This window comes from Aquabacterium sp. TM01 (assembly GCF_057808345.1).
This window is the reverse complement of sequence record NZ_AP046529.1, coordinates 2,091,581-2,112,648: the sequence shown is the minus strand read 5'-3', so window position 1 is coordinate 2,112,648 and position 21,068 is coordinate 2,091,581. Positions and strand designations below refer to the sequence as shown.

20 protein-coding genes are annotated in these 21,068 nt (G+C 64.5%); 5 read left to right on the top strand and 15 right to left on the bottom strand.

From position 1 onward, the window contains the following. The first annotated feature begins 114 nt into the window (after window positions 1-114). Window positions 115-1,743: a transglycosylase SLT domain-containing protein gene (locus AC3WW4_RS09690; protein WP_488829722.1), complete on the top strand. Its 1,629-nt coding sequence runs from the start codon at window positions 115-117 to the stop codon at window positions 1,741-1,743. Window positions 1,744-1,799: 56 nt separating this feature from the next. On the opposite strand, the gene AC3WW4_RS09685 is transcribed toward AC3WW4_RS09690, so the two are convergent. The 4 genes from AC3WW4_RS09685 to dnaX are packed head-to-tail and all read right to left on the bottom strand — an operon-like array spanning window position 1,800 to window position 5,371. Next, entirely contained in the window at window positions 1,800-2,195 is a 396-nt protein-coding gene (locus AC3WW4_RS09685; RefSeq protein WP_488828206.1) for an MAPEG family protein, read from the bottom strand. A 46-nt stretch (window positions 2,196-2,241) separates the two neighbouring features. Continuing rightward, window positions 2,242-2,829 (bottom strand): recombination mediator RecR, encoded by a 588-nt coding sequence (recR, locus tag AC3WW4_RS09680; RefSeq protein WP_488828205.1) that lies wholly within the window; start codon window positions 2,827-2,829, stop codon window positions 2,242-2,244. A gap of 13 nt (window positions 2,830-2,842) precedes the next feature. Continuing rightward, window positions 2,843-3,169 carry a YbaB/EbfC family nucleoid-associated protein gene (locus tag AC3WW4_RS09675; RefSeq protein ID WP_300158602.1) on the bottom strand — a complete coding sequence of 109 codons (327 nt, stop codon included), beginning with the start codon at window positions 3,167-3,169 and terminating at the stop codon, window positions 2,843-2,845. Window positions 3,170-3,208: 39 nt separating this feature from the next. Beyond that, entirely contained in the window at window positions 3,209-5,371 is a 2,163-nt protein-coding gene (gene dnaX, locus AC3WW4_RS09670) for a DNA polymerase III subunit gamma/tau (protein ID WP_488828203.1), read from the bottom strand. A gap of 288 nt (window positions 5,372-5,659) precedes the next feature. Between dnaX and AC3WW4_RS09665 the strand changes: the two genes are divergently transcribed. Further along, the gene (locus tag AC3WW4_RS09665; protein ID WP_488828202.1) at window positions 5,660-7,045 is read left to right on the top strand and encodes a DEAD/DEAH box helicase; all 1,386 of its coding nucleotides are present in this window, start codon (window positions 5,660-5,662) and stop codon (window positions 7,043-7,045) included. A gap of 112 nt (window positions 7,046-7,157) precedes the next feature. On the opposite strand, the gene yaaA is transcribed toward AC3WW4_RS09665, so the two are convergent. Next, window positions 7,158-7,934 (bottom strand): peroxide stress protein YaaA, encoded by a 777-nt coding sequence (yaaA, locus tag AC3WW4_RS09660; protein ID WP_488828201.1) that lies wholly within the window; start codon window positions 7,932-7,934, stop codon window positions 7,158-7,160. A gap of 15 nt (window positions 7,935-7,949) precedes the next feature. Then, window positions 7,950-8,498: a peroxiredoxin gene (locus AC3WW4_RS09655; RefSeq protein ID WP_488828200.1), complete on the bottom strand. Its 549-nt coding sequence runs from the start codon at window positions 8,496-8,498 to the stop codon at window positions 7,950-7,952. Window positions 8,499-8,647: 149 nt separating this feature from the next. On the opposite strand from AC3WW4_RS09655, the gene AC3WW4_RS09650 reads away from it, so the two are divergent. Together AC3WW4_RS09650 and hslO are read left to right on the top strand one after the other, a co-directional pair. After that, window positions 8,648-9,184, top strand: a complete 537-nt coding sequence (locus AC3WW4_RS09650) for a gamma carbonic anhydrase family protein (RefSeq protein WP_488828199.1) — start codon at window positions 8,648-8,650, stop codon at window positions 9,182-9,184. 6 nt (window positions 9,185-9,190) lie between these two features. Beyond that, entirely contained in the window at window positions 9,191-10,174 is a 984-nt protein-coding gene (gene hslO / locus AC3WW4_RS09645) for an Hsp33 family molecular chaperone HslO (protein ID WP_488828197.1), read from the top strand. Here hslO and AC3WW4_RS09640 read toward each other — a convergent pair. The 7 genes from AC3WW4_RS09640 to pyrG form a co-directional block, all read right to left on the bottom strand. Further along, window positions 10,143-10,961 carry a pseudouridine synthase gene (locus tag AC3WW4_RS09640; RefSeq protein WP_488829721.1) on the bottom strand — a complete coding sequence of 273 codons (819 nt, stop codon included), beginning with the start codon at window positions 10,959-10,961 and terminating at the stop codon, window positions 10,143-10,145. The genes hslO and AC3WW4_RS09640 overlap by 32 nt on opposite strands. After that, window positions 10,948-11,589: an AAA family ATPase gene (locus AC3WW4_RS09635; RefSeq protein WP_488828195.1), complete on the bottom strand. Its 642-nt coding sequence runs from the start codon at window positions 11,587-11,589 to the stop codon at window positions 10,948-10,950. The genes AC3WW4_RS09640 and AC3WW4_RS09635 overlap by 14 nt, the downstream gene beginning before the upstream one ends. Next, the gene (gene pnuC / locus AC3WW4_RS09630; RefSeq protein ID WP_488828194.1) at window positions 11,586-12,245 is read right to left on the bottom strand and encodes a nicotinamide riboside transporter PnuC; all 660 of its coding nucleotides are present in this window, start codon (window positions 12,243-12,245) and stop codon (window positions 11,586-11,588) included. Before pnuC ends, AC3WW4_RS09635 begins: the two co-directional genes overlap by 4 nt. Beyond that, a complete protein-coding gene (gene ftsB / locus AC3WW4_RS09625; RefSeq protein ID WP_488828193.1) occupies window positions 12,245-12,556 on the bottom strand; it encodes a cell division protein FtsB in 312 nt (103 codons plus the stop codon). Before ftsB ends, pnuC begins: the two co-directional genes overlap by 1 nt. Before the next feature lie 99 nt (window positions 12,557-12,655). Beyond that, on the bottom strand, window positions 12,656-13,939 hold the full coding sequence (gene eno, locus AC3WW4_RS09620) for a phosphopyruvate hydratase (RefSeq protein WP_488828192.1): 1,284 nt from the start codon (window positions 13,937-13,939) through the stop codon (window positions 12,656-12,658). Window positions 13,940-14,018: 79 nt separating this feature from the next. Continuing rightward, window positions 14,019-14,873, bottom strand: a complete 855-nt coding sequence (kdsA, locus tag AC3WW4_RS09615) for a 3-deoxy-8-phosphooctulonate synthase (RefSeq protein ID WP_488828191.1) — start codon at window positions 14,871-14,873, stop codon at window positions 14,019-14,021. A gap of 27 nt (window positions 14,874-14,900) precedes the next feature. Further along, entirely contained in the window at window positions 14,901-16,556 is a 1,656-nt protein-coding gene (pyrG, locus tag AC3WW4_RS09610) for a CTP synthase (protein WP_488828189.1), read from the bottom strand. Between the two features lie 176 nt (window positions 16,557-16,732). Between pyrG and AC3WW4_RS09605 the strand changes: the two genes are divergently transcribed. Further along, complete coding sequence (locus AC3WW4_RS09605) at window positions 16,733-17,464, top strand: lysophospholipid acyltransferase family protein (protein ID WP_488828188.1); 732 nt, start codon at window positions 16,733-16,735, stop codon at window positions 17,462-17,464. Window positions 17,465-17,485: 21 nt separating this feature from the next. Here AC3WW4_RS09605 and AC3WW4_RS09600 read toward each other — a convergent pair whose 3' ends face one another. Further along, on the bottom strand, window positions 17,486-18,313 hold the full coding sequence (locus tag AC3WW4_RS09600) for a proteasome-type protease (RefSeq protein ID WP_488828187.1): 828 nt from the start codon (window positions 18,311-18,313) through the stop codon (window positions 17,486-17,488). Next, a complete protein-coding gene (gene mutS / locus AC3WW4_RS09595; protein ID WP_488828186.1) occupies window positions 18,310-21,024 on the bottom strand; it encodes a DNA mismatch repair protein MutS in 2,715 nt (904 codons plus the stop codon). Before mutS ends, AC3WW4_RS09600 begins: the two co-directional genes overlap by 4 nt. Window positions 21,025-21,068: the final 44 nt, after the last annotated feature.

Sequence of the window (21,068 nt, the reverse complement as noted above, 5' to 3'; positions counted from 1 at the left end):
ATCAACCGCCCCAGTCTGCCCCGCCCCCTGCTCCTCGGTGCAGCGGCACTGTTCACCCTCCTGCTGTCGGCTTGCGGCACCGTATCGCCACCCCAGGCCCAAGCGGGCACCGACATGGACACGTTGCTCAGAAGCCAGAGCGGGCGTCCCTCGGCGGTGACCAAATCCATCGCCCGCCGCACCACTCGCGAAGACCCTAACTCCGGTCTGCGCGTCGACCTGGGGCCTGCGGCCATTCTGGCGGCCGACGACGAAGCGCAGGCTGCCGCCAACAACCGTGAAGCCAAGTTGGCCGCCGGCACCCCGACCGACCCCTTGCGGCCGGATGCCACCCTGAACCTCGACGACAGCGACGCCACTCAAGACCTCTGGGCACGTGTGCGACATGGTTTTCAGTTGCCGCCGCTGGAGCACGAACTGGTCGGTCAGCATGAGCGTTACTACGCCAGCCGCCCGGAGTACGTCCAGCGCATGACAGCACGGGCCAACCGCTATCTTTTCCACGTGGTTGAAGAGATTGAGCGCCGAAACATGCCAACCGAGTTGGCGCTGCTGCCGTTCATCGAGAGCGCGTTCAATCCACAGGCCACCTCCTCGGCCCGCGCCTCCGGCATCTGGCAGTTCATGCCGGCCACAGGCAAGGACTTTGACCTCACGCAGAACATCTTCCGGGACGAGCGTCGTGATGTGCTGGCCTCGACCCGGGCGGCGCTCGACTATCTGCAGCGTCTGCACCGCATGTTTGGTGACTGGCACCTGGCCCTGGCAGCCTACAACTGGGGTGAAGGCAATGTGCAGCGCGCGATCAAGCGCAACCAGAGCCAGGGGCTGCCGACCGATTACCTCAGCATCAGCATGCCTGCGGAGACGCGCAACTATGTGCCCAAGTTGCAGGCGGTTCGCAACATCGTCGCCCAGCCCGAGGCTCACAACCTCACGCTCACGCCCATTGAGAATCACCCTTACTTTGTGAGCGTGCCCATCCAGCGCGACATGGATGTGGCCTTGGCGGCCCGCTTGGCCGCCCTGCCGGTGGACGAGTTCAAGGCGCTGAACCCATCCCAGAACAAGCCCGTGATTCTGGCGGCCGGGACGCCTCAGTTGTTACTGCCCTACGACAATGCCCACCTGTTCGTGCGCAACCTGAGCAAGCACAAGGGCGCGCTGGCCACCTGGACGGCCTGGCTGGTGCCCAAGACCATGCGGCCGGCCGATGTGGCCAAGCAGTTGGGCATGCCGGAGGCCACACTGCGCGAGGTGAACCGCATTCCCCCCAAGATGCTGGTGAAGGCCGGTTCGACCCTGCTGGTGCATCGCTCCGAACAGCGTGAGCGCGATGTGTCGGTCGCCTTGGCCGACAACGCCATGATGGCCTTGGCCCCCGATGTGCCGCCACTGCGCCGCATGACGCTGAAGGCGGGCAAGCGCGACACCGTGCGCACGGTGGCTCAGCGCTATGGGCTGAGCGTGGCCCAGGTAGCGTCGTGGAACAAGGTGGGCGCATCGGCCCGCTTCAAGCGTGGCGAGCAGATCGTGGTTTACGTGCCCAACCAGGGCAAGGCACAGGCTTCACGCACACTGGCTTCTGCCAAGAAGGGGCGCGTGACGCGCGAGGCCAAAGTGGACGACAAGGTCAAGGCCCGCAAGGGCAAAACCGTGGTCGCTGCGACCAAGGGTAGCGCGAAGTCTCGCGCTGGGGCGTCGGGCCGCAATGCCCGGGTCCGCGTGGCCAGCGCCCGCTGACGCTGCCCAGCGGGCCGGAGCCGGTACTGGGGCTGAGCCTTTGCTCAGCCCGCCACTCAGCCTGCCAGCGACATGATGTAAATACACACGGCCAAGCCGGCCATCCAGATCAGGCTGCGCAGTGCGGCCTTGTCCATCAGGTAGCTTGCGATATAGGCTAGGCGGATGCCGATGAAGGCCAGTGCCCACTGGTCGATCACAGCCTGATTGGCTTGCGCCTGCTGGGCCATCAGCACCGCCGCGATGAACAGCGGCAGCGCCTCGAAGCCATTGGCCTGGGCCGCGTTGGCCCGCTGTTGCCAGCCTGTCAGGCTGGCTTCCCATTGACGCGGGTTGTGGTTGTCATAGCCGCCTTTGCGGGGCGATTTCATGCCCGCGCTGGCCTTGGCGGCACCCACAGTGACCACCGGCAGCAGGCAGGCTGCCAACACACACCAATTCGCAATGCTCATGCTTGTCTCCGTGGCCTGAGTCGGCCTGTCTTTGTTTGAAAAACGTTCAGCGTCGGTCCATGAAGGCATGGGCAATGGTGCCCAGATCGACGTATTCGAGTTCGCTTCCCACAGGCACACCGCGCGCCAGGCGCGTGACCTTCAATCCTCGGGCCTTGAGTTGCTCGGCCAGCACATGGGCCGTGGCCTCGCCCTCGGCATTGAAGTTGGTGGCCAGGATCACCTCGCGCACCTGTCCATCGGTGGCGCGCTCGATCAGGGCTGAGAGCCCGATATCGCGTGCACCCAGGCCATCGAGCGGACTCAGACGGCCCAGCAGCACAAAGTACTGTCCCTTGTAGCTGCCCGTGCGCTCTAGCGCTGCCTGGTCGGCCGGCGTCTCGACCACGCACAGCAGGTGCGGGTCACGGGTGGTGTCCAGGCAGACGTCACACACCTCGGCGCGGCTGAAGGTGTGACAACGCTGGCAGTGACCGATCTCGGACACGGCCGCATCCAGCGCCCGCGCCAGCTTCACGGCACCGGGGCGGTCGTGCTGCAGCAAATGGAAAGCCATACGCTGGGCCGATTTCTGACCGACACCGGGCAGGCAGCGCAGCGCGTCGATCAGCGCGTCGAGTGCGGGGTCCGCCATGACGCGCTGCCGATCAGAAGGGGAACTTCATGCCAGGAGGCATGGGCATGCCAGCCGTCAGCTTGCCCATCTTTTCGGCGCTGGTGGCTTCGGCACGGCGCACGGCATCGTTGAATGCGGCGGCCACGAGGTCTTCCAGCATGTCCTTGTCATCGGCCAGCAGGCTGGGGTCGATGGTCACACGCTTGACGTCGTTCTTGCAGGTCATGACAACCTTTACCAGGCCGGCGCCCGATTGGCCTTCCACCTCGACATTGGCCAGTTCGTCCTGGGCCTTCTTGAGGTTGTCCTGCATTTGCTGGGCTTGTTTCATCAAGCCTGCGAGTTGTCCTTTGAGCATGGCTCATCCTTTCTTGTGCAAAGCGTGATTGTGACCGGATCAGGCACCGGTCTCATCCGCCAGGGGGTGAATGGAGCCCGGCACCAGTCGGGCGCCGGGGTACTGTTTCATGAGTTGCTGGACCAGAGGGTCGTCACTGATCAGCTGTTCCGCCCGCTGTTGCCGCAGTTCGCGGGCCACCTGATCACGCTGGGCAGGGGTGTTGAAGGCCACACCGCGCTCCAATTCCAGCTGGGCCTCTTGTCCGAGCAGCTCGGACAGGGCCTGGGCCAGACGGTCGCGCAGGTTGTCGCTGCGCAGGCTTTCGCGTTCGACGCGCAGGCGCCACAGGCTGTGCGTGCTGCCAGCTTCGTGGGCGATGCACTGCGCCTGGATGGCGAGCTCGCGCACCAGGGCGGCGATCAAGCCACGGGCTTGCAGCTGCCCGACGAGCTCGGCCCAACGGTCCGACAGCGGATCGCTGCCCGGAGGCGGCAGGTCCAGAGACGGCACCGTGCTGGCCGTAGGTCGCGACGGCGCGGCAGGGCGAGATGGCGCGTCAAAGGCGTCGGGCGGCTCCGGTCGATCGAACTCGGAGGGCGGCGCGAAATCATCTTCACGCTCGGCCAGGGACGGCTCTTGCGCGTCGGCCAGCGATGGGTCGGCCTCCGGGGGGAGCTCATCCCACGGCGCGACGCCTTGGCTGGAGCGGGCGGGTTCGGCTGTTCTTTGACCGGATGCAGCCGCGGCAGGCGCTGGGTACGCCGGTGGTTGCGGCGTGAGCGCAAGTCGTGGCATGGCACCGGTTGCCGGGCGTTCGGCGGGCACCGTTGAAGGCGATGCCTGCTCGCGCGGAGCAGGCTGTTGCGGAGCCGCAGGCGCCGTCACAAGCTGAGGCACTGGCGCCGCCGTTGAGGGCGAATCAGCAACCGTACTTGCCGACGAAGCTGGAGGCGCCGATACAGAAGCCGTCGCCTCAACAGAGGCAGCCCGCCACACGGGCTGCGAGGTCGGCTGAGAAGCGGGCTGCGCGATGGACGGTGTGGCTGGCTCGGTCTGCGCCGTGCGCGCAACCGAGCCGTCAGCTTTTGGGGGCTGTGGGCTCCCTGCAGCACCGTAGCTGTGTCCGGGCTTGAACGCCAGCAAACGCAGCAGCAGCATCAACAAGCCGTTGTACTCGTCAGGCGCCAGAGCCAGCTCGGCACGGCCTTGCAGACACAGGCTGTAGAACAGTTGGGTTTCGTCCGGGGCGAGCAACGGCGCCAGGCGATGCCAGGTGGCTTCGTCCGGGCCCTCAGAGGCCACGGCTTGCGGCACCGCCTGGCAAACCGCCATGCGTTGCAAGGCGGTCGCCAACTCTTCCAGAGTGCCGGCGGCCGACAGGCCCAGCTCACGCAAGGTGTCCACGGCGGCCACCAGCGCGGCGCCATCTCCGGCGGCCACAGCTTCGATGATGCGCTGCACGTGCTGGCGATCGACCGCACCCAGCATCTGGCGCACGGCGCCCTCTTCCAGTTTGCCGCTGCCAAAGGCAATGGCCTGATCGGTCAGCGACATCGCATCGCGCATGGAGCCACGTGCGGCGCGCGCCAGCAGGCGCAAGGAACCCGCATCAAAGCCGATCTGCTCGATCTCGAGCACATGGGCCAGGTGCTCCTGCATGGTCTGCACGGCCATCGGGCGCAGATTGAACTGCAGACAGCGCGACAGCACCGTGACGGGCACCTTCTGCGGGTCGGTGGTCGCCAGCACGAACTTCAGGTAGTCGGGCGGCTCCTCCAGCGTCTTGAGCATGGCGTTGAAGGCCGTGGTCGAGAGCATGTGCACTTCGTCGATCATGTAGACCTTGAAGCGCCCCAGCACCGGCTTGTAGACAGCCTGCTCCAGCAACTGCGAGATCTCGTCTACGCCCCGGTTGGAAGCAGCATCCAGCTCGACGTAATCGACAAAGCGGCCCGCGTCGATGTCGCGGCATGGCTGGCACTGCCCACAAGGCGAGGCCGTGATGGTGCCCTGCCCGTCCGGCCCGACGCAGTTGAGCGATTTGGCCAGAATGCGCGACACCGTGGTCTTGCCCACGCCCCGGGTCCCGGTGAACAGATAGGCGTGGTGCAGACGCTGCTGGGTGAGCGCGTTGCCCAGGGCCTGGACCACGTGCCCCTGGCCAACCATGCTGTCAAAGCCTCTGGGACGGTATTTGCGGGCGAGAACCATTGAATTCATGCGGAGATTCTAGGTGCTCCCGGCCCCAAAGTTCGGCCCCACGGGGTATCATGAACGCCAGGTCTGGAAACGACGGACAACAGGGCCACTCCCTCCACCCGTTCCGCTCGTGTTCTGCCATGCATCGCGCTGGCTCCAACCTGCATCTGCCGGCTTGCGGTGGTTTTGTCCCCGCACCGCGGCGTTTGACTCATCCCCCACAGCATTGCCAATTGGTTGACTCGCCGCGTCCTGGCCCGGACCACGCGAGTGCAGTCGCCTTGTCACCCTCTTAAGGGCAAAGATCTCATGTCGTTTGAAAGTTTGGGGCTCATCGAGCCTCTGTTGAAAGCCGTTGCCGAAACCGGCTACACCACCCCTACCCCCATTCAGACCCAAGCCATCCCGGCCGTCATTGCAGGCGGTGACCTGCTGGCTGGCGCCCAGACCGGCACCGGCAAGACCGCCGGTTTCACCCTGCCCCTGTTGCACAAGCTGAGCACCTCGCCGGCACCGGCCACGCAGGGCAAGCGCCCCATCCGCGCCCTGATCCTCACACCTACGCGTGAACTGGCCGCCCAGGTTGAAGAGAGCGTGCGCGTCTATGGCAAGTACCTGCCCATCAAGTCCATGGTGATGTTCGGTGGCGTGGGCATGGGCCCGCAGCTGTCGGGCCTGCGCAATGGCATCGATGTGCTGGTGGCCACACCCGGCCGCCTGCTGGATCACCACCAGCAAGGCAACCTCGACCTGAGCAAGGTCGAGTTCTTCGTGCTCGACGAGGCCGACCGCATGCTGGACATGGGCTTTGTGCACGACATCAAGAAGGTGCTGGCCATTTTGCCGGCGAAGAAGCAAAGCCTGCTGTTTTCGGCCACGTTCTCCGACGAGATCAAGGCCCTGGCCGACCGTCTGCTGAACTCGCCCCAGGTGATCGAAGTGGCCCGCCGCAACACCACGGCCGAGACCATCGCCCAGAAGGTGCACCCGGTCGGCCGCGAGCAGAAGAAGGACCTGCTGGCGCACCTGATCAAGAGCAACAACTGGCACCAGGTGCTGGTGTTCACGCGCATGAAGCACGGCGCCAACCGCCTGGTCGAGTTCCTGGAGAAGCAGGGCATCACGGCCATGGCCATCCACGGCAACAAGAGCCAGAGTGCCCGCACACGCGCCCTGGCGGAGTTCAAAAGTGGCGATCTGCAGGTGCTGGTGGCCACCGACATCGCAGCCCGTGGCATTGACATCGACCAGTTGCCCCACGTGGTGAACTATGAGCTGCCCAATGTGCCCGAAGACTACGTGCATCGCATTGGCCGCACCGGCCGTGCGGGCGCCGAAGGTGAAGCCGTTTCGCTGGTGTGCGTGGACGAAAACAGCTTCCTGGCCGATATTGAAAAGCTGATCAAGCGGAGCATTCCGCGCGAAGTGGTGCCGGGCTTCGAGCCAGACCCCAATGAGCGCGCCGAACCGATCCTGTTGGGTCGTCGCACCATCGGCGGTGCACCAGGCGGTCGTTCGGGTGGCGGTGGTGGTCGCTCGGGTGGTTCGGGCCGCCCGGGTGGTGGCGGTGGCCAGCGCTCAGCAGGCCGAGGTGGCCAAGGTGGTGGTCAGGGTTCTGGCCAGCGCAGTGGTGGCGGTGGCGCTGGTGGTGCCGGCGGCCGCTCTGGCGGCCCCTCGCGTCCGCGCAGCCGCTGACACACATGGGCGGGGGCGCACATCGCGCTCATCGTCATGAAAAATCGGCCCCGCGGGGCCGATTTGCTTTTGGGGGCTGGGCGGTACGCCGCCCTCGCCTCACGCCAGCTGTTTACGCCTCCAATCGGCGGCGGAACACCAGTCGATCGGGCTCTGACATCGCGGCGTCGTAGGCATAGCCTTCCAGATCAAAGCTCAGCAGGTCGGTTGGCGTCTTGGCGCGGTGCATGATGGCAAAGCGGGCCATCAGGCCCCGGGCGCGCTTGGCATGGAAGCTGATGATCTTCCACTTGCCGCCCTTCCAGTCCTCGAACACGCACTCCACAACACGTGCCTTCAGCGCCTTGCGCTTGACCGACTTGAAATACTCCTGCGAGGCCAGGTTGACGATGACGTTGTCGCCCTGCTGCGCCAATTGCGCATTCAGATGCTCGGCCAGGGTGTCACCCCACCAGGCGTACAGGTCCTTGCCGCGTGGGTTGGGCAACTTCGTGCCCATCTCCAGGCGATAGGGCTGCATCCAGTCCAGCGGCCTCAGGATGCCGTACAGACCGCTGAGGATGCCCACATGGGTCTGGGCCCAATCCAGATCGGCCTGCGAGAGGCTGCCCGCATCCAGGCCTTCGTACACGTCGCCGTTGAAGGCCAGTACCGCCTGCTTGCTGTTGTCTGGGGTGAAGGCAGGCGTCCAGGCCCCGTAGCGGGCAACGTTCAGCGATGCCAAGGCATCGCTCAGGTCCATCAAGGAGGCAATCTGCGCCGGTGTATAGGGTTGCAGCACCTCGATCAAAGCGGCAGACTCGTCAATGAACTGCGGCAAGGTGTGGCGCTTCGTGGTGGCCGGGGTGTCGTAATCGAGGCTCTTGGCCGGGGACAGCAGGAACAGCATCTTGGGAAAGTCGGGTCAGAGGGTGGCGCCGCCAACCTCGCGATTGCACAAACAGGGGGCATCGGTCAACAGTGCATCCAGCACGCGCAGCACTTCTTCCGGCTGGCGTCCCACCAACAGGCTGTTGACGCTCACATGGCGGATGGTGTTGTCCGGGTCGACGATGAAGGTGGCGCGCAGGGCAATGCCGCTGTCCTTGTCGCGCACCCCGAGTTGGTCGATCAAGGAGCCCGTTTCATCGGCAAAGCTGAAGTGGTTCAACGGGCCCAGTTCGGGGCTCTCGCGGCGCCAGCCCAGCTTGGAGTGTTCATTGTCGGTCGAACCGCCCATCAGCACGGCGTTGGCGTCGGCAAACGCTTTGGCCAGCTTGTCGAAACCGGCCACCTCACTGCCGCAAACGGCGGTGAAGTCCTTGGGATAGAAATAGATGACCTTCCACTTGCCAGGAAAACTGGCCTCGGTGAGGTCCACGAAGGCCGAGTGGCCGTGCTCTTCTTCATGCAGGAAGCCAGGCTTGACGCCCACGACCTTGAAGGGTTCCAGTTTGTCGCCGACGGTTTTCATGCTTGCACCCACGCAGAAAAATGGTTTGAATCTCAACAAGGCTGATCATAAATTCACGTTGACCCTGTCGAGGACGCAAAAGCCGCCAAGCCTCTTAAAATCAGGGCCTCTTCACTGCCGTCGCACGGGCCCTGTCGCCCTGAACTAACATGGCCATCTACCGCATCAAGGACAAGGTTCCGCAGGTTCATCCCAGCGCTTATGTGGCCGACTCGGCTGACGTGATCGGTGAGGTGTTTCTTGCCGAGGGCACGAGCGTGTGGTCGCATGTGACGCTGCGCGGTGACAACGAGCCCATCGTCATTGGCCTCAACTCCAATGTGCAGGAATCGTCCGTGTTGCACACCGACTTTGGCTACCCGCTGACCATCGGCGCCAATGTGACCGTGGGGCATCAGGCGATGCTGCACGGCTGCACCATCGGCGATGGTTCGCTGATCGGCATCCAGGCCGTGGTGCTCAACGGCGCCGTCATTGGCAAGAACTGCCTGGTGGCCGCTGGGGCCCTGGTGACCGAGGGCAAGGTGTTTGAAGACGGCATGCTGATCATGGGCTCGCCCGCCAAAGCGGTGCGCCCGCTGAGTGAAGCCGACATCACCCGGATGCAGATGGGGACGGCCTTGTATGTGAGCAAATCGGCCCAATATCGGACCGACATGGTGCGAATCGACGCACCGAAAGAATGAGTTTTCATGAGTGAACTGCACAAGTTTCTGTTCGAAGGCCTGCCGGTGCGCGGCATGCTGGTTCGCCTGACCGACGGGTGGCAAGAGCTGCTGCGTCGGCGCGAAACCGCAGGGCCGTTCGAAGCACCGCTGCGTCGCCTGCTGGGCGAGATGAGCGCGGCCGGTGTGCTGCTGCAATCCAACATCAAGTTCAATGGTGCTGTGGTGATGCAGATCTTCGGCGAAGGTCCCGTCAAATTGGCCGTCACCGAAGTCCAACCTGACCTGGCTTTCCGCACCACCGCCAAGCTGGTGGGCGAGTTGCCGGCCACCGACACGGGTCGCCTGCCCCTGGAGGTGATGGTCAATGTGAACGGCCATGGGCGTTGCGCGATCACGCTCGATCCGAAAGACCGCCTGCCGGGCCAGACCCCTTACCAGGGCGTAGTGCCCCTCAACGACGAGCGCAACCACCCTCTGCACAGCCTCAGCGAGGTGCTGGAGCACTACATGCGCCAGTCCGAGCAGCTGGATGCCAAGCTGGTGCTGGCCGCCAACGACGAGGTGGCTGCCGGCCTGCTGATTCAGCGTCTGCCGGTCGAAGGCGAAGCCAATCTGGCCCAGGGCTCGCGCGGCGCCGAGGACCTGGAGCTGGATGACGCCTTCAACCGCATCGCTCACCTGGCTGCCACGCTCAAGCAGGAAGAGCTGCTGACGCTGGACGCCGACACGATTTTGCGCCGCCTGTTCTGGGAAGAAGATGTGCGCCGTTTCGAGCCCCAACAAGGCGCGACCGGTCCGCGGTTTGCCTGCACCTGCTCACGCGAACGCGTGGCCGGCATGCTGCGCAGCCTGGGCCAGGAAGAGGTCGAGTCCATCATTGCCGAACAGGGGCAGGTCGAGATCGGCTGTGACTTCTGCGGCGAGCACTACCACTTTGACCCGATCGACGCCGGTGAGCTGTTCACCGAGGGCGTTGTCACCCCGCCGGGTTCGACCCGTCTGCAATGACCCGTGGAGCCGTCGCATCGCCCTCGGCGAGCGTCGGCTCGAACTGCCAGTGCCAGTCTCGCTGAAGCTGGCACCAGTCGGCATTCAATGCCGGGTCTCGCCAGTCGGACGTGATCTTCACATCCTCGCCAGAGAACGGGTGCACGAAAGCCAGGAGTTTGGCATGCAACCACAGGCGCTGCTGCCCCAGTTGCTCGGCCCACCAGCGGTTGTGGGCACCCTTGCCGTGGGTGGCGTCCCCAATGATCGGGTGAGCCAGGTGCTTGAGATGACGGCGAATCTGATGACGACGTCCGGTTTCCGGCCACGCCTGCACCAACGCCACCCGGGTGGTCGGGTAGCGGTCCACCGGCACGTCCAGTTGCAAGGTGGCCAAACGCTGGAAGCGGGTCACTGCGTCCTGTGGCAGCGCATCGTCCGGGGCATCGTCGGGTTTGAGGGCGTAGTCTACCCTCACCTCGGGCGCCGGCCACCCGCGCACCAGGGCCACATAGTCTTTGGTCGTCTGGCGGGTTTCGAACAACGCCGTCATGGCGCGTGCCGCCTCCGGGTCCAACGCCATGAGCAACACCCCCGAGGTCCCCTTGTCCAGTCGGTGCACCGGGTAGACATGACGCCCCAACTGGTCCCGCAGGGTCTGCATCACAAAGCGCGTTTCGTGGGCATCCAGCCAGGTGCGGTGCACCAGCCAGCCCGCAGGTTTGTGAACGGCCACCAAGCGATCGTCCTGCCACAGCACCTGCAAGGGGCCAGTGGGTGCGCGGGCCGCGGCGTCAGCCTCGAACATCACCCAGCCCGTGCTGCTCACACTCCCCGTCATCGCAGTGATCGCAGTACCAGCGCCAACGGGGACTGCTGGCGGCGCGCAACTGGCGTTGAGGCGCATCCATCAGGTGCTCGATGGCCGACAGCGCATGCTGTACCCGGGCCACACCCCGCCCTGCCACCACGTTGTAAGGCAGTTGGTGGTGCTGCAAGGCCTGGCGGATGAGCTGGTCCACCGGCTCGCGCACATGCGGGCCGTCGCGCTGCAGGCCGTCCGCCGTCCAGGCCAGATCCAGCGAGGTCAGCAAAGTCAGATCGGTCAGTGCATGGTCGCGCAGCGCCGTCTCATACAGGCTGCGGTCGTCAAAGATGAACTCGCTGTAGATGGCGGTCATCAGCGCCGTCGTGTCGGCCAGCACCACGCTGTGGCCCTGCGCCGCTTCGTGGATGCGGCGGGACTGCTCGGCGGCGATGGCGACCTGTTCGTGCTGCAAGGGCGTGCGGTCGTGCTGAAGGCAGAAGTCCCGCAAGGCCTCAGGCACCATCACGGCATCGACCCCGCGCCCGGCCAGCACGCGGGCCAGCTCGCGCGCCAGCGTGGTCTTGCCGGTGCTCTCTGCGCCCACCAGGGCAATCACATGGCTGCTCATGCGCGCGCCTTGCCCTGTGCCGCCAGGCTCAGCCATTGGCGCCAGCCCACGGTTGACAGTACCGCGAAGATGCCATAGAGGATGACCGTGAGCCACAGTTCCTTGTACGCAAACAACCCCATGCTGATGACGTTGACGGCCAGCCAGCACGGCCAGTTGTCCACCCACTTGCGTCCGAGCAGCCACTGGCCGATCAGGCTGCCGGCGGTGGGCAAGGCGTCCCAATAGGGCACTGTGGAGTCGGTGATGTGAGCGAGCAGCCCACCCAGCACGGGCCAGAGGATCAACAGGGCCCCAACGCTGACCAGTCTGCCCTGGGTGCTCAGTGGGCGCACGGTGAGCGCCTGCTGCTGCGCATCGACGCCACGCAGCCACTGCCACCATCCCCACAAGGACATGGCCACGAACACCAGCTGCAGACTGGCTTCACCATAGAGGCCGAAATGGGCAAACAAGATGCCGTACAGCAGCGAGCTGGCAATGGCCAAGGGCCAGCCCAAGGGGTTGACGCGCAGGTTGCAGGTGACCATCCACAGCGACAGCACGAAGGCCAAGGCTTCGAGGTAGCTGACCGGCACGCCCCAGGCCGTCCACCAAGGGGCCAGCAAAGGCTGCGCCCAGGTCAGCCACCCACTCAAGATCTCGGAGGTGAGCATCAGGGCTTGGAGGCGACCGGCACGGGCGAAAGCTGCGGCAACTGGCTGGTCATCTGAACGTAGATTTCGTCCGGTTTGACCATGCCCAGTTCGGTGCGCGCCTTCTCTTCGACCATTTCCAGGCCTTCCTGCAGATCGCGCACCTCGGCGGCCAGTTGCTGGTTGCGCGCCTGCGCCACCGCGTTGGCCTTTTGCTGCGCCTCTACCTCGGTGCGCAAGGTCATGACGCGCGGCACGCTGCCTTTGCCAAACCACAGTTCGGCATGCACCACGGCCAACAGGGCCAGCAAAATCAAGGTCGCGACACGCATTCCGTCATTATCCATGCAGTGCCCATGAAAAACGGGGCCCGAAGGCCCCGTGTGTCGACGATGCCCCATTGAGAGGGCATCCTCTGCCGCTGACAGCGATCAGCGCAGGTTGTAGAAGGCGCTGCGGCCCGGGTACACGGCCACGTCGCCCAGGTCTTCTTCGATGCGCAGCAGCTGGTTGTACTTGCTCATGCGGTCGGAGCGGCTCATCGAACCGGTCTTGATCTGGCCAGCGTTCAGGCCGACGGCGATGTCGGAGATGGTGTTGTCTTCGGTTTCGCCCGAACGGTGCGAGATCACCGCGGTGTAACCGGCGCGCTTGGCCATTTCGATGGCGGCAAACGTTTCGGTCAGGGTGCCGATCTGGTTGATCTTGATGAGGATCGAGTTGGCGATGTTCTTCTCGATGCCTTCCTTCAGGATCTTGGTGTTGGTCACGAACAGGTCGTCACCCACCAGCTGAACCTTCTTGCCCAGACGCTCGGTCAAGTGCTTCCAGCCGTCCCAGTCGCCTTCGCCCATGGCGTCTTCGATCGAGATGATCGGGTACTTGTCGACCCAGGTGGCCAGCATGTCGGTCCACTGCTCGGCCGTCAGGCTCAGGCCCTCGCCTTCCAGGTGGTACTTGCCGTCCTTGAAGAACTCGGAAGCGGCGCAGTCCAGGCCCAGCATGATCTGTTCGCCAGCGGTGTAGCCGGCGGCTTCGATGGCTTGCAGGATCAGCTGGATGGCTTCTTCGTGGCTGGCCACGGAAGGGGCGAAACCGCCTTCGTCGCCCACAGCGGTGCTGATGTGCTTGTCGTGCAGGATCTTCTTGAGGGCGTGGAAGACCTCGGCGCCGTAACGCAGGGCTTCACGGAAGGTCGGCGCGCCCACCGGCAGGATCATGAACTCCTGGATGTCCAGGTTGTTGTTGGCGTGTGCGCCACCGTTGATGACGTTCATCATCGGCACGGGCAGCTGCACGGCGCCCATGCCACCGAAGTAACGGTACAGCGGCAGGCCGGCTTCTTCGGCGGCAGCACGAGCCACGGCCATCGACACGGCCAGCATGGCGTTGGCACCCAGGCGGCCCTTGTTGTCGGTGCCGTCGAGGTCGATCAGGGTCTTGTCCAGGAAGGCTTGCTCGGAAGCGTCCAGGCCCAGCACGGCTTCGGCGATTTCGGTGTTGATGTGCTCAACGGCCTTCAGCACGCCCTTGCCCAGGTAACGGCTCTTGTCGCCATCACGCAGCTCGATGGCTTCGCGCGAACCGGTGGAGGCGCCCGACGGTACGGCCGCACGGCCCATGACGCCGCTTTCCAGCAGCACGTCGCATTCGACGGTGGGGTTTCCGCGGCTGTCGATGATCTCGCGGCCGATGATGTCAACGATGGCACTCATCTGGGTTTCCTCAAGAGAATAGAAGTTTTGAAAAGCGAAAAGCGGCTTGCCGTCAAGGCAAACCGCCGATTTTATGGGGTCAATTGAAGTTGGCTTCCAGGAAGCCGTTCTTCTTGGTGACGCGGTCGAGTTCGACCAGGGTCGAGAGCAGCGCCTTCATGTGCTTGAGCGGCACGGCGTTGGGGCCGTCAGACAAGGCACAGGCCGGATCCGGGTGGGTCTCCATGAAGAGCCCAGCCACACCCACGGCCACGCCGGCGCGCGCCAGCACAGGCACGAACTCGCGCTGACCGCCGGAAGACGTGCCCTGCCCGCCCGGCAGTTGCACCGAGTGCGTCACGTCGAACACGACGGGTGCGTTGGTCTCGCGCATGATCGCCAGCGAGCGCATGTCGGACACGAGGTTGTTGTAGCCAAAGCTGGCACCGCGCTCGCAGGCCATGAAGTTGTCGTCGTTCAGGCCGGCTGCACGGGCGGCGGCGCGGGCCTTGTCGATGACGTTCTTCATGTCGCCCGGGGCTAAGAACTGGCCCTTCTTGATGTTCACCGGCTTGCCGCACTGCGCGACCGCGTGGATGAAATCGGTCTGGCGGCACAGGAAGGCCGGCGTCTGCAACACGTCGACCACGGCGGCCACGGCGGAGATTTCGCTCTCGCTGTGGACGTCTGTCAGGATGGGCACGTTGAGCTCGCGCTTGACCTTGGCCAGGATTTCCAGCCCCTTCTCCATGCCCGGGCCACGGAAGGATGTGCCGCTGGAGCGGTTGGCCTTGTCGTAGCTCGACTTGAAGATGAACGGAATGCCCAGCTCGGAGGTGATTTCCTTGAGCGTGCCGGCTGTGTCCATCTGCAACTGCTCGGACTCGACCACGCAGGGGCCGGCGATCAGGAAGAAGGGATGGTTCAGGCCAACGTCAAAGCCGCAGAGTTTCATGGTGTGCCTCTTGAGTGTGACGGCCGATCAGGCCTTCTTGGCTGCGGCCTGGTGGTCCAGGGCGGCCTTGATGTAGGCGGTGAACAAGGGGTGACCATCCCACGGCGTCGACTTGAACTCGGGGTGGAACTGTACGCCCACATACCAGGGGTGCACCGCCTTGGGCAGCTCGATCATCTCGGTCAGCTTTTCACGCTGGGTGATGGCCGAGATGACCAGACCGGCTTCGCGCAGCTTGTCGAGGTAACGCTCGTTGGCTTCATAGCGGTGGCGGTGACGCTCGCTCACCACCGGGCCGTAGATCTCGTGGGCGATGGTGCCGGGCGCCACGTCAGAGCTTTGCGCCCCCAGGCGCATCGTGCCACCCAAGTCCGACGAGGCATCGCGCTTCTGCACGGTGCCGTCGGCGTCCAGCCACTCGTCGATCAAGGCGATGACGGGGTGCGGCGTTTGGGGCTCGAACTCGGTGGAGTTGGCATCGGTCAGGCCGGCCTTGTGGCGGGCGTACTCGATGGTGGCCACCTGCATGCCCAGGCAGATGCCCAGGTAAGGGATGCCGTTTTCACGCGCAAACTGGGCCGCACAGATCTTGCCTTCCACGCCGCGCTTGCCAAAGCCGCCGGGCACCAGGATGGCGTCGTACTGCGCCAGGGCGCTGACGGTCTCGGGCGTGAGCGTCTCGGAGTCGACATACTCGATGTTGACCCGCACGTGGTTGTGGATGCCAGCGTGGCGCAGGGCCTCGTTGAGCGACTTGTACGAATCCGACAGGTCGGTGTACTTGCCGCACATGGCGATGGTGACCGCACCCTTGGGGTGCTCGACCTCGTTGACCAGATGGTCCCAGCGCGACAGGTCGGCCGGCTTGGTCTGGAGCTGCAGCTTGTTGCAGATCAGGTCGTCCAGGTGCTGCTCGTGCAGCATGCGGGGCACCTTGTAGATGGTGTCCACATCCCACATCGAGATCACGCCCGTCTCGGCCACGTTGGTGAACAGCGAGATCTTCTCGCGCTCATCGGAAGGGATCGCACGGTCAGCACGGCACAGCAGCGCATCGGGCTGGATACCGATTTCGCGCATCTTCTGCACGGTGTGCTGGGTCGGCTTGGTCTTGAGCTCGCCGGCGGCCGCGATGAAAGGCACGTAGGTCAGGTGCACGAACGCGGCGTTGGTCGGGCCAGCCTTGAGGCTGAGTTGACGCGCCGCTTCCATGAACGGCAGGGACTCGATGTCACCCACGGTGCCGCCGATCTCGACGATCGCGACATCCACGGCATCGGGCGTGCCCTCGCCTGCCCCGCGGCGGACGTATTCCTGGATCTCGTTGGTGATGTGCGGGATGACCTGAACGGTCTTGCCCAGGTAATCACCACGGCGTTCTTTTTCAAGAACGCTCATGTAGATCTGGCCAGTGGTGAAGTTGTTGGGCTTCTTCATCCGCGTGGTGATGAAGCGCTCGTAGTGGCCCAGATCGAGGTCGGTTTCCGCACCGTCCTCGGTCACGAAAACTTCGCCATGTTGAAATGGCGACATCGTGCCCGGATCGACGTTGATGTACGGATCCAGCTTGATCAGGGTGACTTTGAGGCCCCGTGATTCGAGGATGGCGGCCAGTGACGCAGCGGCGATGCCCTTACCGAGTGAGGACACCACACCGCCGGTGACGAAGACATACTTGGTCATGTGCGCATAAGCGTTCGTCTTGACGAGGAACGCTGCGGTGGTAAAGCGGCATTATAGGTGGTTTGGGCTGGGCTCTGACGTGGATTGATGCACAGAATCTGTCCGCAGCGGTCGTGCGGGACGGCGCATAATCGCCGCGAATCGCGGGGCCCCCATGGCTCCAGTCAGGAGTTTGGGTGTTGTTCTTCTTGCGCATGTTGTTGCTGGCCGTCCACTTTGTGATCGCCAGTGTGGTGGGTTTGTTGATCGGCCTGTGCCGACCGTTCAACCCGGACAACAGCCGCTGGTGCGCCCGGGTCTATGGTGTTCCCGCCATGCACATTCTGGGTCTGCGGGTGAAGCTCGAAGACGACACGGTGCGCGACCACCAGCGCTCGGCGGTGATCGTGGCCAACCACATCTCCAACTACGACCTGATTGTGTTCGGGCTGACGGTGCCCGAGCGCACGGTGAGCCTGGGCAAGAAAAGCCTCAAGTGGATTCCCCTGTTCGGCCAGCTGTACTGGCTGGCGGGCAATGTGCTGGTGGACCGGGGCAATGCCGTCAAGGCCAAGAAGGCCATGCTGACCACGACCGACACTTTGCAGCACAAGGACATCTCGCTGTGGGTGTTTGCCGAAGGCACCCGCGGGCACGGCAAGGGGCTGCAGCCTCTCAAAAAGGGGGCCTTCCTGATGGCCATCAACGCGGGTGTGCCCATCATCCCGATCTGCGGCAACAACTATGTGCGGGGCATGCGGCTGAACCGCTGGCACAGTGGCGATGTCATCATCCGCTCGCTGCCGCCCATTCCCACCACAGGGATGACCGCGGCCGACTTGCCCGCGCTGATGGCCGACTGCCATGCGCGCATGGCTGCCTGCATCGACGAACTCGATCGCGAGGCTGGCACCACTTTGGCGCGCTGAGCCCCGTCCCGCTGACGCCGCTCAGGCGTCGGGGCCGGCGATCTTGTTGATCGGGTTCATGGCCTGGGATTGCTGCGCACCCGTGTGGACCTGCATGCTGCTGGCTGCCTGGTCCCAGCTGGGGTCCGGAATCGAGTCAAAGACGTCGCGCAGCCGCTGCCCCCAGCTGGAGCGGATCATGCGGAAGTAGGCATTGGACTCGTCGATGTTGATGAGCTGGTTCGCCTGCAGCGAGTCGGCCTCGTACACCAGCAGGTCGAGGGGCAGGCCCACCGACAGATTGGACTTGAGGGTGGAGTCCATCGAAATCAGCGCGCACTTGGCGGCCTCCTGCAGCGGCGTATCAGGCGTGACAACGCGGTCGATCACCGGTTTGCCGTACTTGGACTCGCCAATCTGGAAGTAGCAGACCCCATCGATGCCCGCTTCGACGAAGTTGCCCGCCGCGTAGACGTTGAACAGGCGCATGGTCTCGCCCTGGATCTGGCCGCCAATGATCAGGCTGCAATTGAAGTCGATGCCGTGTTTTTTGAGGGCATCGGCATCGCGTGCGTAGACCTTGCGCACGGCACTGCCCACGATGCGGGCCACGTCGAACATGGTCTTCGCCGTCCAGATCGTGATGGGCTGGCCCTCGCCCCCGTCGATCGTTTCGCTGCTCAGCACCTGTTTGACGGCCTGGGTGATGGCCAGGTTGCCGGCCGACAACATGACCAGCACCCGATCGCCAGCGCGCTCGTAAATGGTCATTTTGCGGAAGGTGCTGATCTGATCGAGCCCCGCATTGGTGCGCGAATCGGACAGGAACACAAGGCCGGCATTGAGCCGCATGGCCACGCAGTAGGTCATGACGAAATCACCGATTTGAGTTTGTAGAGCGCATCCAGCGCTTCACGAGGGGTCAGGGCGTCGGGGTCGATGCCCGCCAGCAGGGACAGGGTTTGCGCCTCGGCCGGGGTCATCGCTTCACCCGCGTTGTCAGCAAGGAGCGCGCCACCTTGAGCAGCCAGGGCATCCAGGTCCAGCCCGGGGGCTTCAACCTGGGCAAAAAGGTCGATCTGGTCGTCGGACTGGCGTTGGTGGGCCTCCAGTGATTCGAGCGTTGAGCGCGCCTGGCGGATCACCGAATGCGGCATGCCGGCCAGACGGGCCACCTGCACGCCATAGCTGCGGCTGGCTGGGCCATGCTGCAGCTCGTGCAGGAAGATGATGTCGTCGCCGGACTCGGCCACGCCCACGTGCATGTTCAGTGCGCGTGGAAGCTTTTCGGGCAAAGAGGTCAGCTCGAAATAGTGGGTGGCAAACAGCGTGAACGACTTGTTTTTGTCGTGCAGGTGGCTGGCGATGGCGCCGGCCAGGGACAGGCCATCGAAGGTGGAGGTGCCGCGCCCCACTTCGTCCATCAGCACCAGCGACTGTTCGGTAGCTGCATGCACGATGGCAGCGGCTTCGGTCATCTCCACCATGAAGGTGGACTGGGCGTTGGCCAGGTCGTCGGCGGCGCCGATGCGGGTGTGGATGGCGTCGATGGGGCCAAGTCGGCACGAGGCGGCTGGCACGTAAGAGCCGACAGCGGCCAGCAGCACGATCAAGGCGACCTGGCGCATGAAAGTCGATTTACCGCCCATGTTCGGGCCGGTGACGATCATCATGCGGCGGTTGACGTCAAAGCGGCAGTCGTTGGGGATGAAGGCCGCGCCGCCGGTTTCCATCAAGCGGGCTTCGACCACCGGGTGGCGCCCCTTCTCGATTTCGATGCCAGGGTGGATGCTGAACTCGGGACGGGTCCAGCCCAAGGTGGCGGCGCGCTCGGCCAGCGCCGCCAAGGCATCGAGCGACGACAGGGCGCGGCCCAAAGCACCCAAGGTGGCAATGTGCGCCTGCAGGAAATCGATCAGTTGCTCGAACAGGAACTTCTCACGCGACAGGGCGCGCTCTTGCGCCGACAAGGCCTTGTCTTCAAAGGCCTTCAGTTCTGGTGTGATGAAACGCTCGGCATTTTTGAGGGTCTGGCGGCGCTGGTAGTCGAGCGGCACCTTGTCGACCTGGCCCTGCGTGACCTCGATGTAGAAGCCATGCACCTTGTTGAACTGCACGCGCAGGTTCGGGATGCCGGTGCGGGTGCGCTCACGAGTTTCGAGCTCCAGCAGGAAGGCGTCACAGTTCTCGGAGATGGCGCGCAGCTCGTCCAGATCGGGGTCGAAGCCGTTGGCGATGACGCCACCGTCGCGCACCAGCACCGCAGGCGTCTCCATGATCATGGCCTGCAGTTGCTGGGCGATGGCCGGATCGGGCTGCAACGCCGTGTGCAACTGATTGAGCAGGGCTGCGCCATCGGGCACGCGCTCACGCAGCACCGGCAAACCGAGCAAGGTGTCGCGCAGGCCGGCGAGTTCGCGCGGGCGCACCTGGCGCAAGGCGATGCGGGCGGTGATGCGCTCGACGTCGCTCATCTGGCGCAGCGCATCCCGCAACGCGTCGTAACCCTGGTCGTGTTGCGCTGGCGCCAGCAGGCAAGCGATGGCGTCGTGGCGCGCGGTGGCGGTCGCCCGGTCGCGCTGGGGCTGGATCAGCCATTGGCGCAAAGCGCGGCTGCCCATGCCGGTGCGGCAGGTGTCCAGCAAGGACAGCAAGGTTGGCGAGTCTTCTCCGCGCAAGGTCTGGGTGAGCTCCAGGTTGCGCAAGGTGGCAGGCGGCAAGTCCAGCAGCTCGGAGCTGCGCGGCACCTCCAGCGAGCTGACGTGCGACAGCGCCCTGCCCTGGGTGTGCTCGGCGTAACTCAGCAAGGCGGCGGCGGCCGAATGAGCCAGGGTCAGGTCTTGTGCGCCATAGCCCTGCAAGCTGCTGACTTGCAACTGCTCGCACAGCTTGCGCAGGCCCAGGCCACTGTCAAACTGCCAGGTCGGACGGCTGGTCATGGCGACGCTGCGCGTGCTTTGGGTCAACAGCGGTTGCAGCGGGGATGGCACGCGCTCGCGGTCGAACAGGATTTCTGCGGGCTGCAGGCGCGCCAGCCAGCTGGCCAGTTCACGCTCGGTGCATTCGGTGGCGCCCAGCTTGCCGCTGGACAGACCCAGCCACGCCAGGCCACAGGGCACGGCGTGCTCGGCATGGCGCCCGCGCTTGCTCATCACCACGGCCAGCAACAGCGCGTCGGCACGCTCGTTGAGCAGCTCGGTGTCGGTGAGTGTGCCCGGCGTGACCACGCGCACCACCTTACGCTCGACCGGCCCCTTGGTCGCCCCCACCTCGCCCACCTGTTCGGCAATGGCCACCGACTCGCCCAGCTTGATCAGCTTGGACAGGTAGGTGTCGAGCGCATGGAAGGGCACGCCCGCCATCACGATCGGCTCGCCGGCCGACTGACCGCGCACGGTCAGCGTGATGTCGATCAGACGGTTGACTTTGCGGGCATCGTCGTAGAACAGCTCGTAAAAGTCACCCATGCGGTAGAACACCAGGGTGTCCGGGTGCTCGGCCTTGATGCGCAGGTACTGCGCCATCATGGGCGTGTGGCCAGAAAAGTCCTGCGCGGGGGAAACGGTGCGTGCTTGGTCCATGGGGCGATCAGTGGCGCGCCGATGCGCCTGGGCCGAAAGTGTAT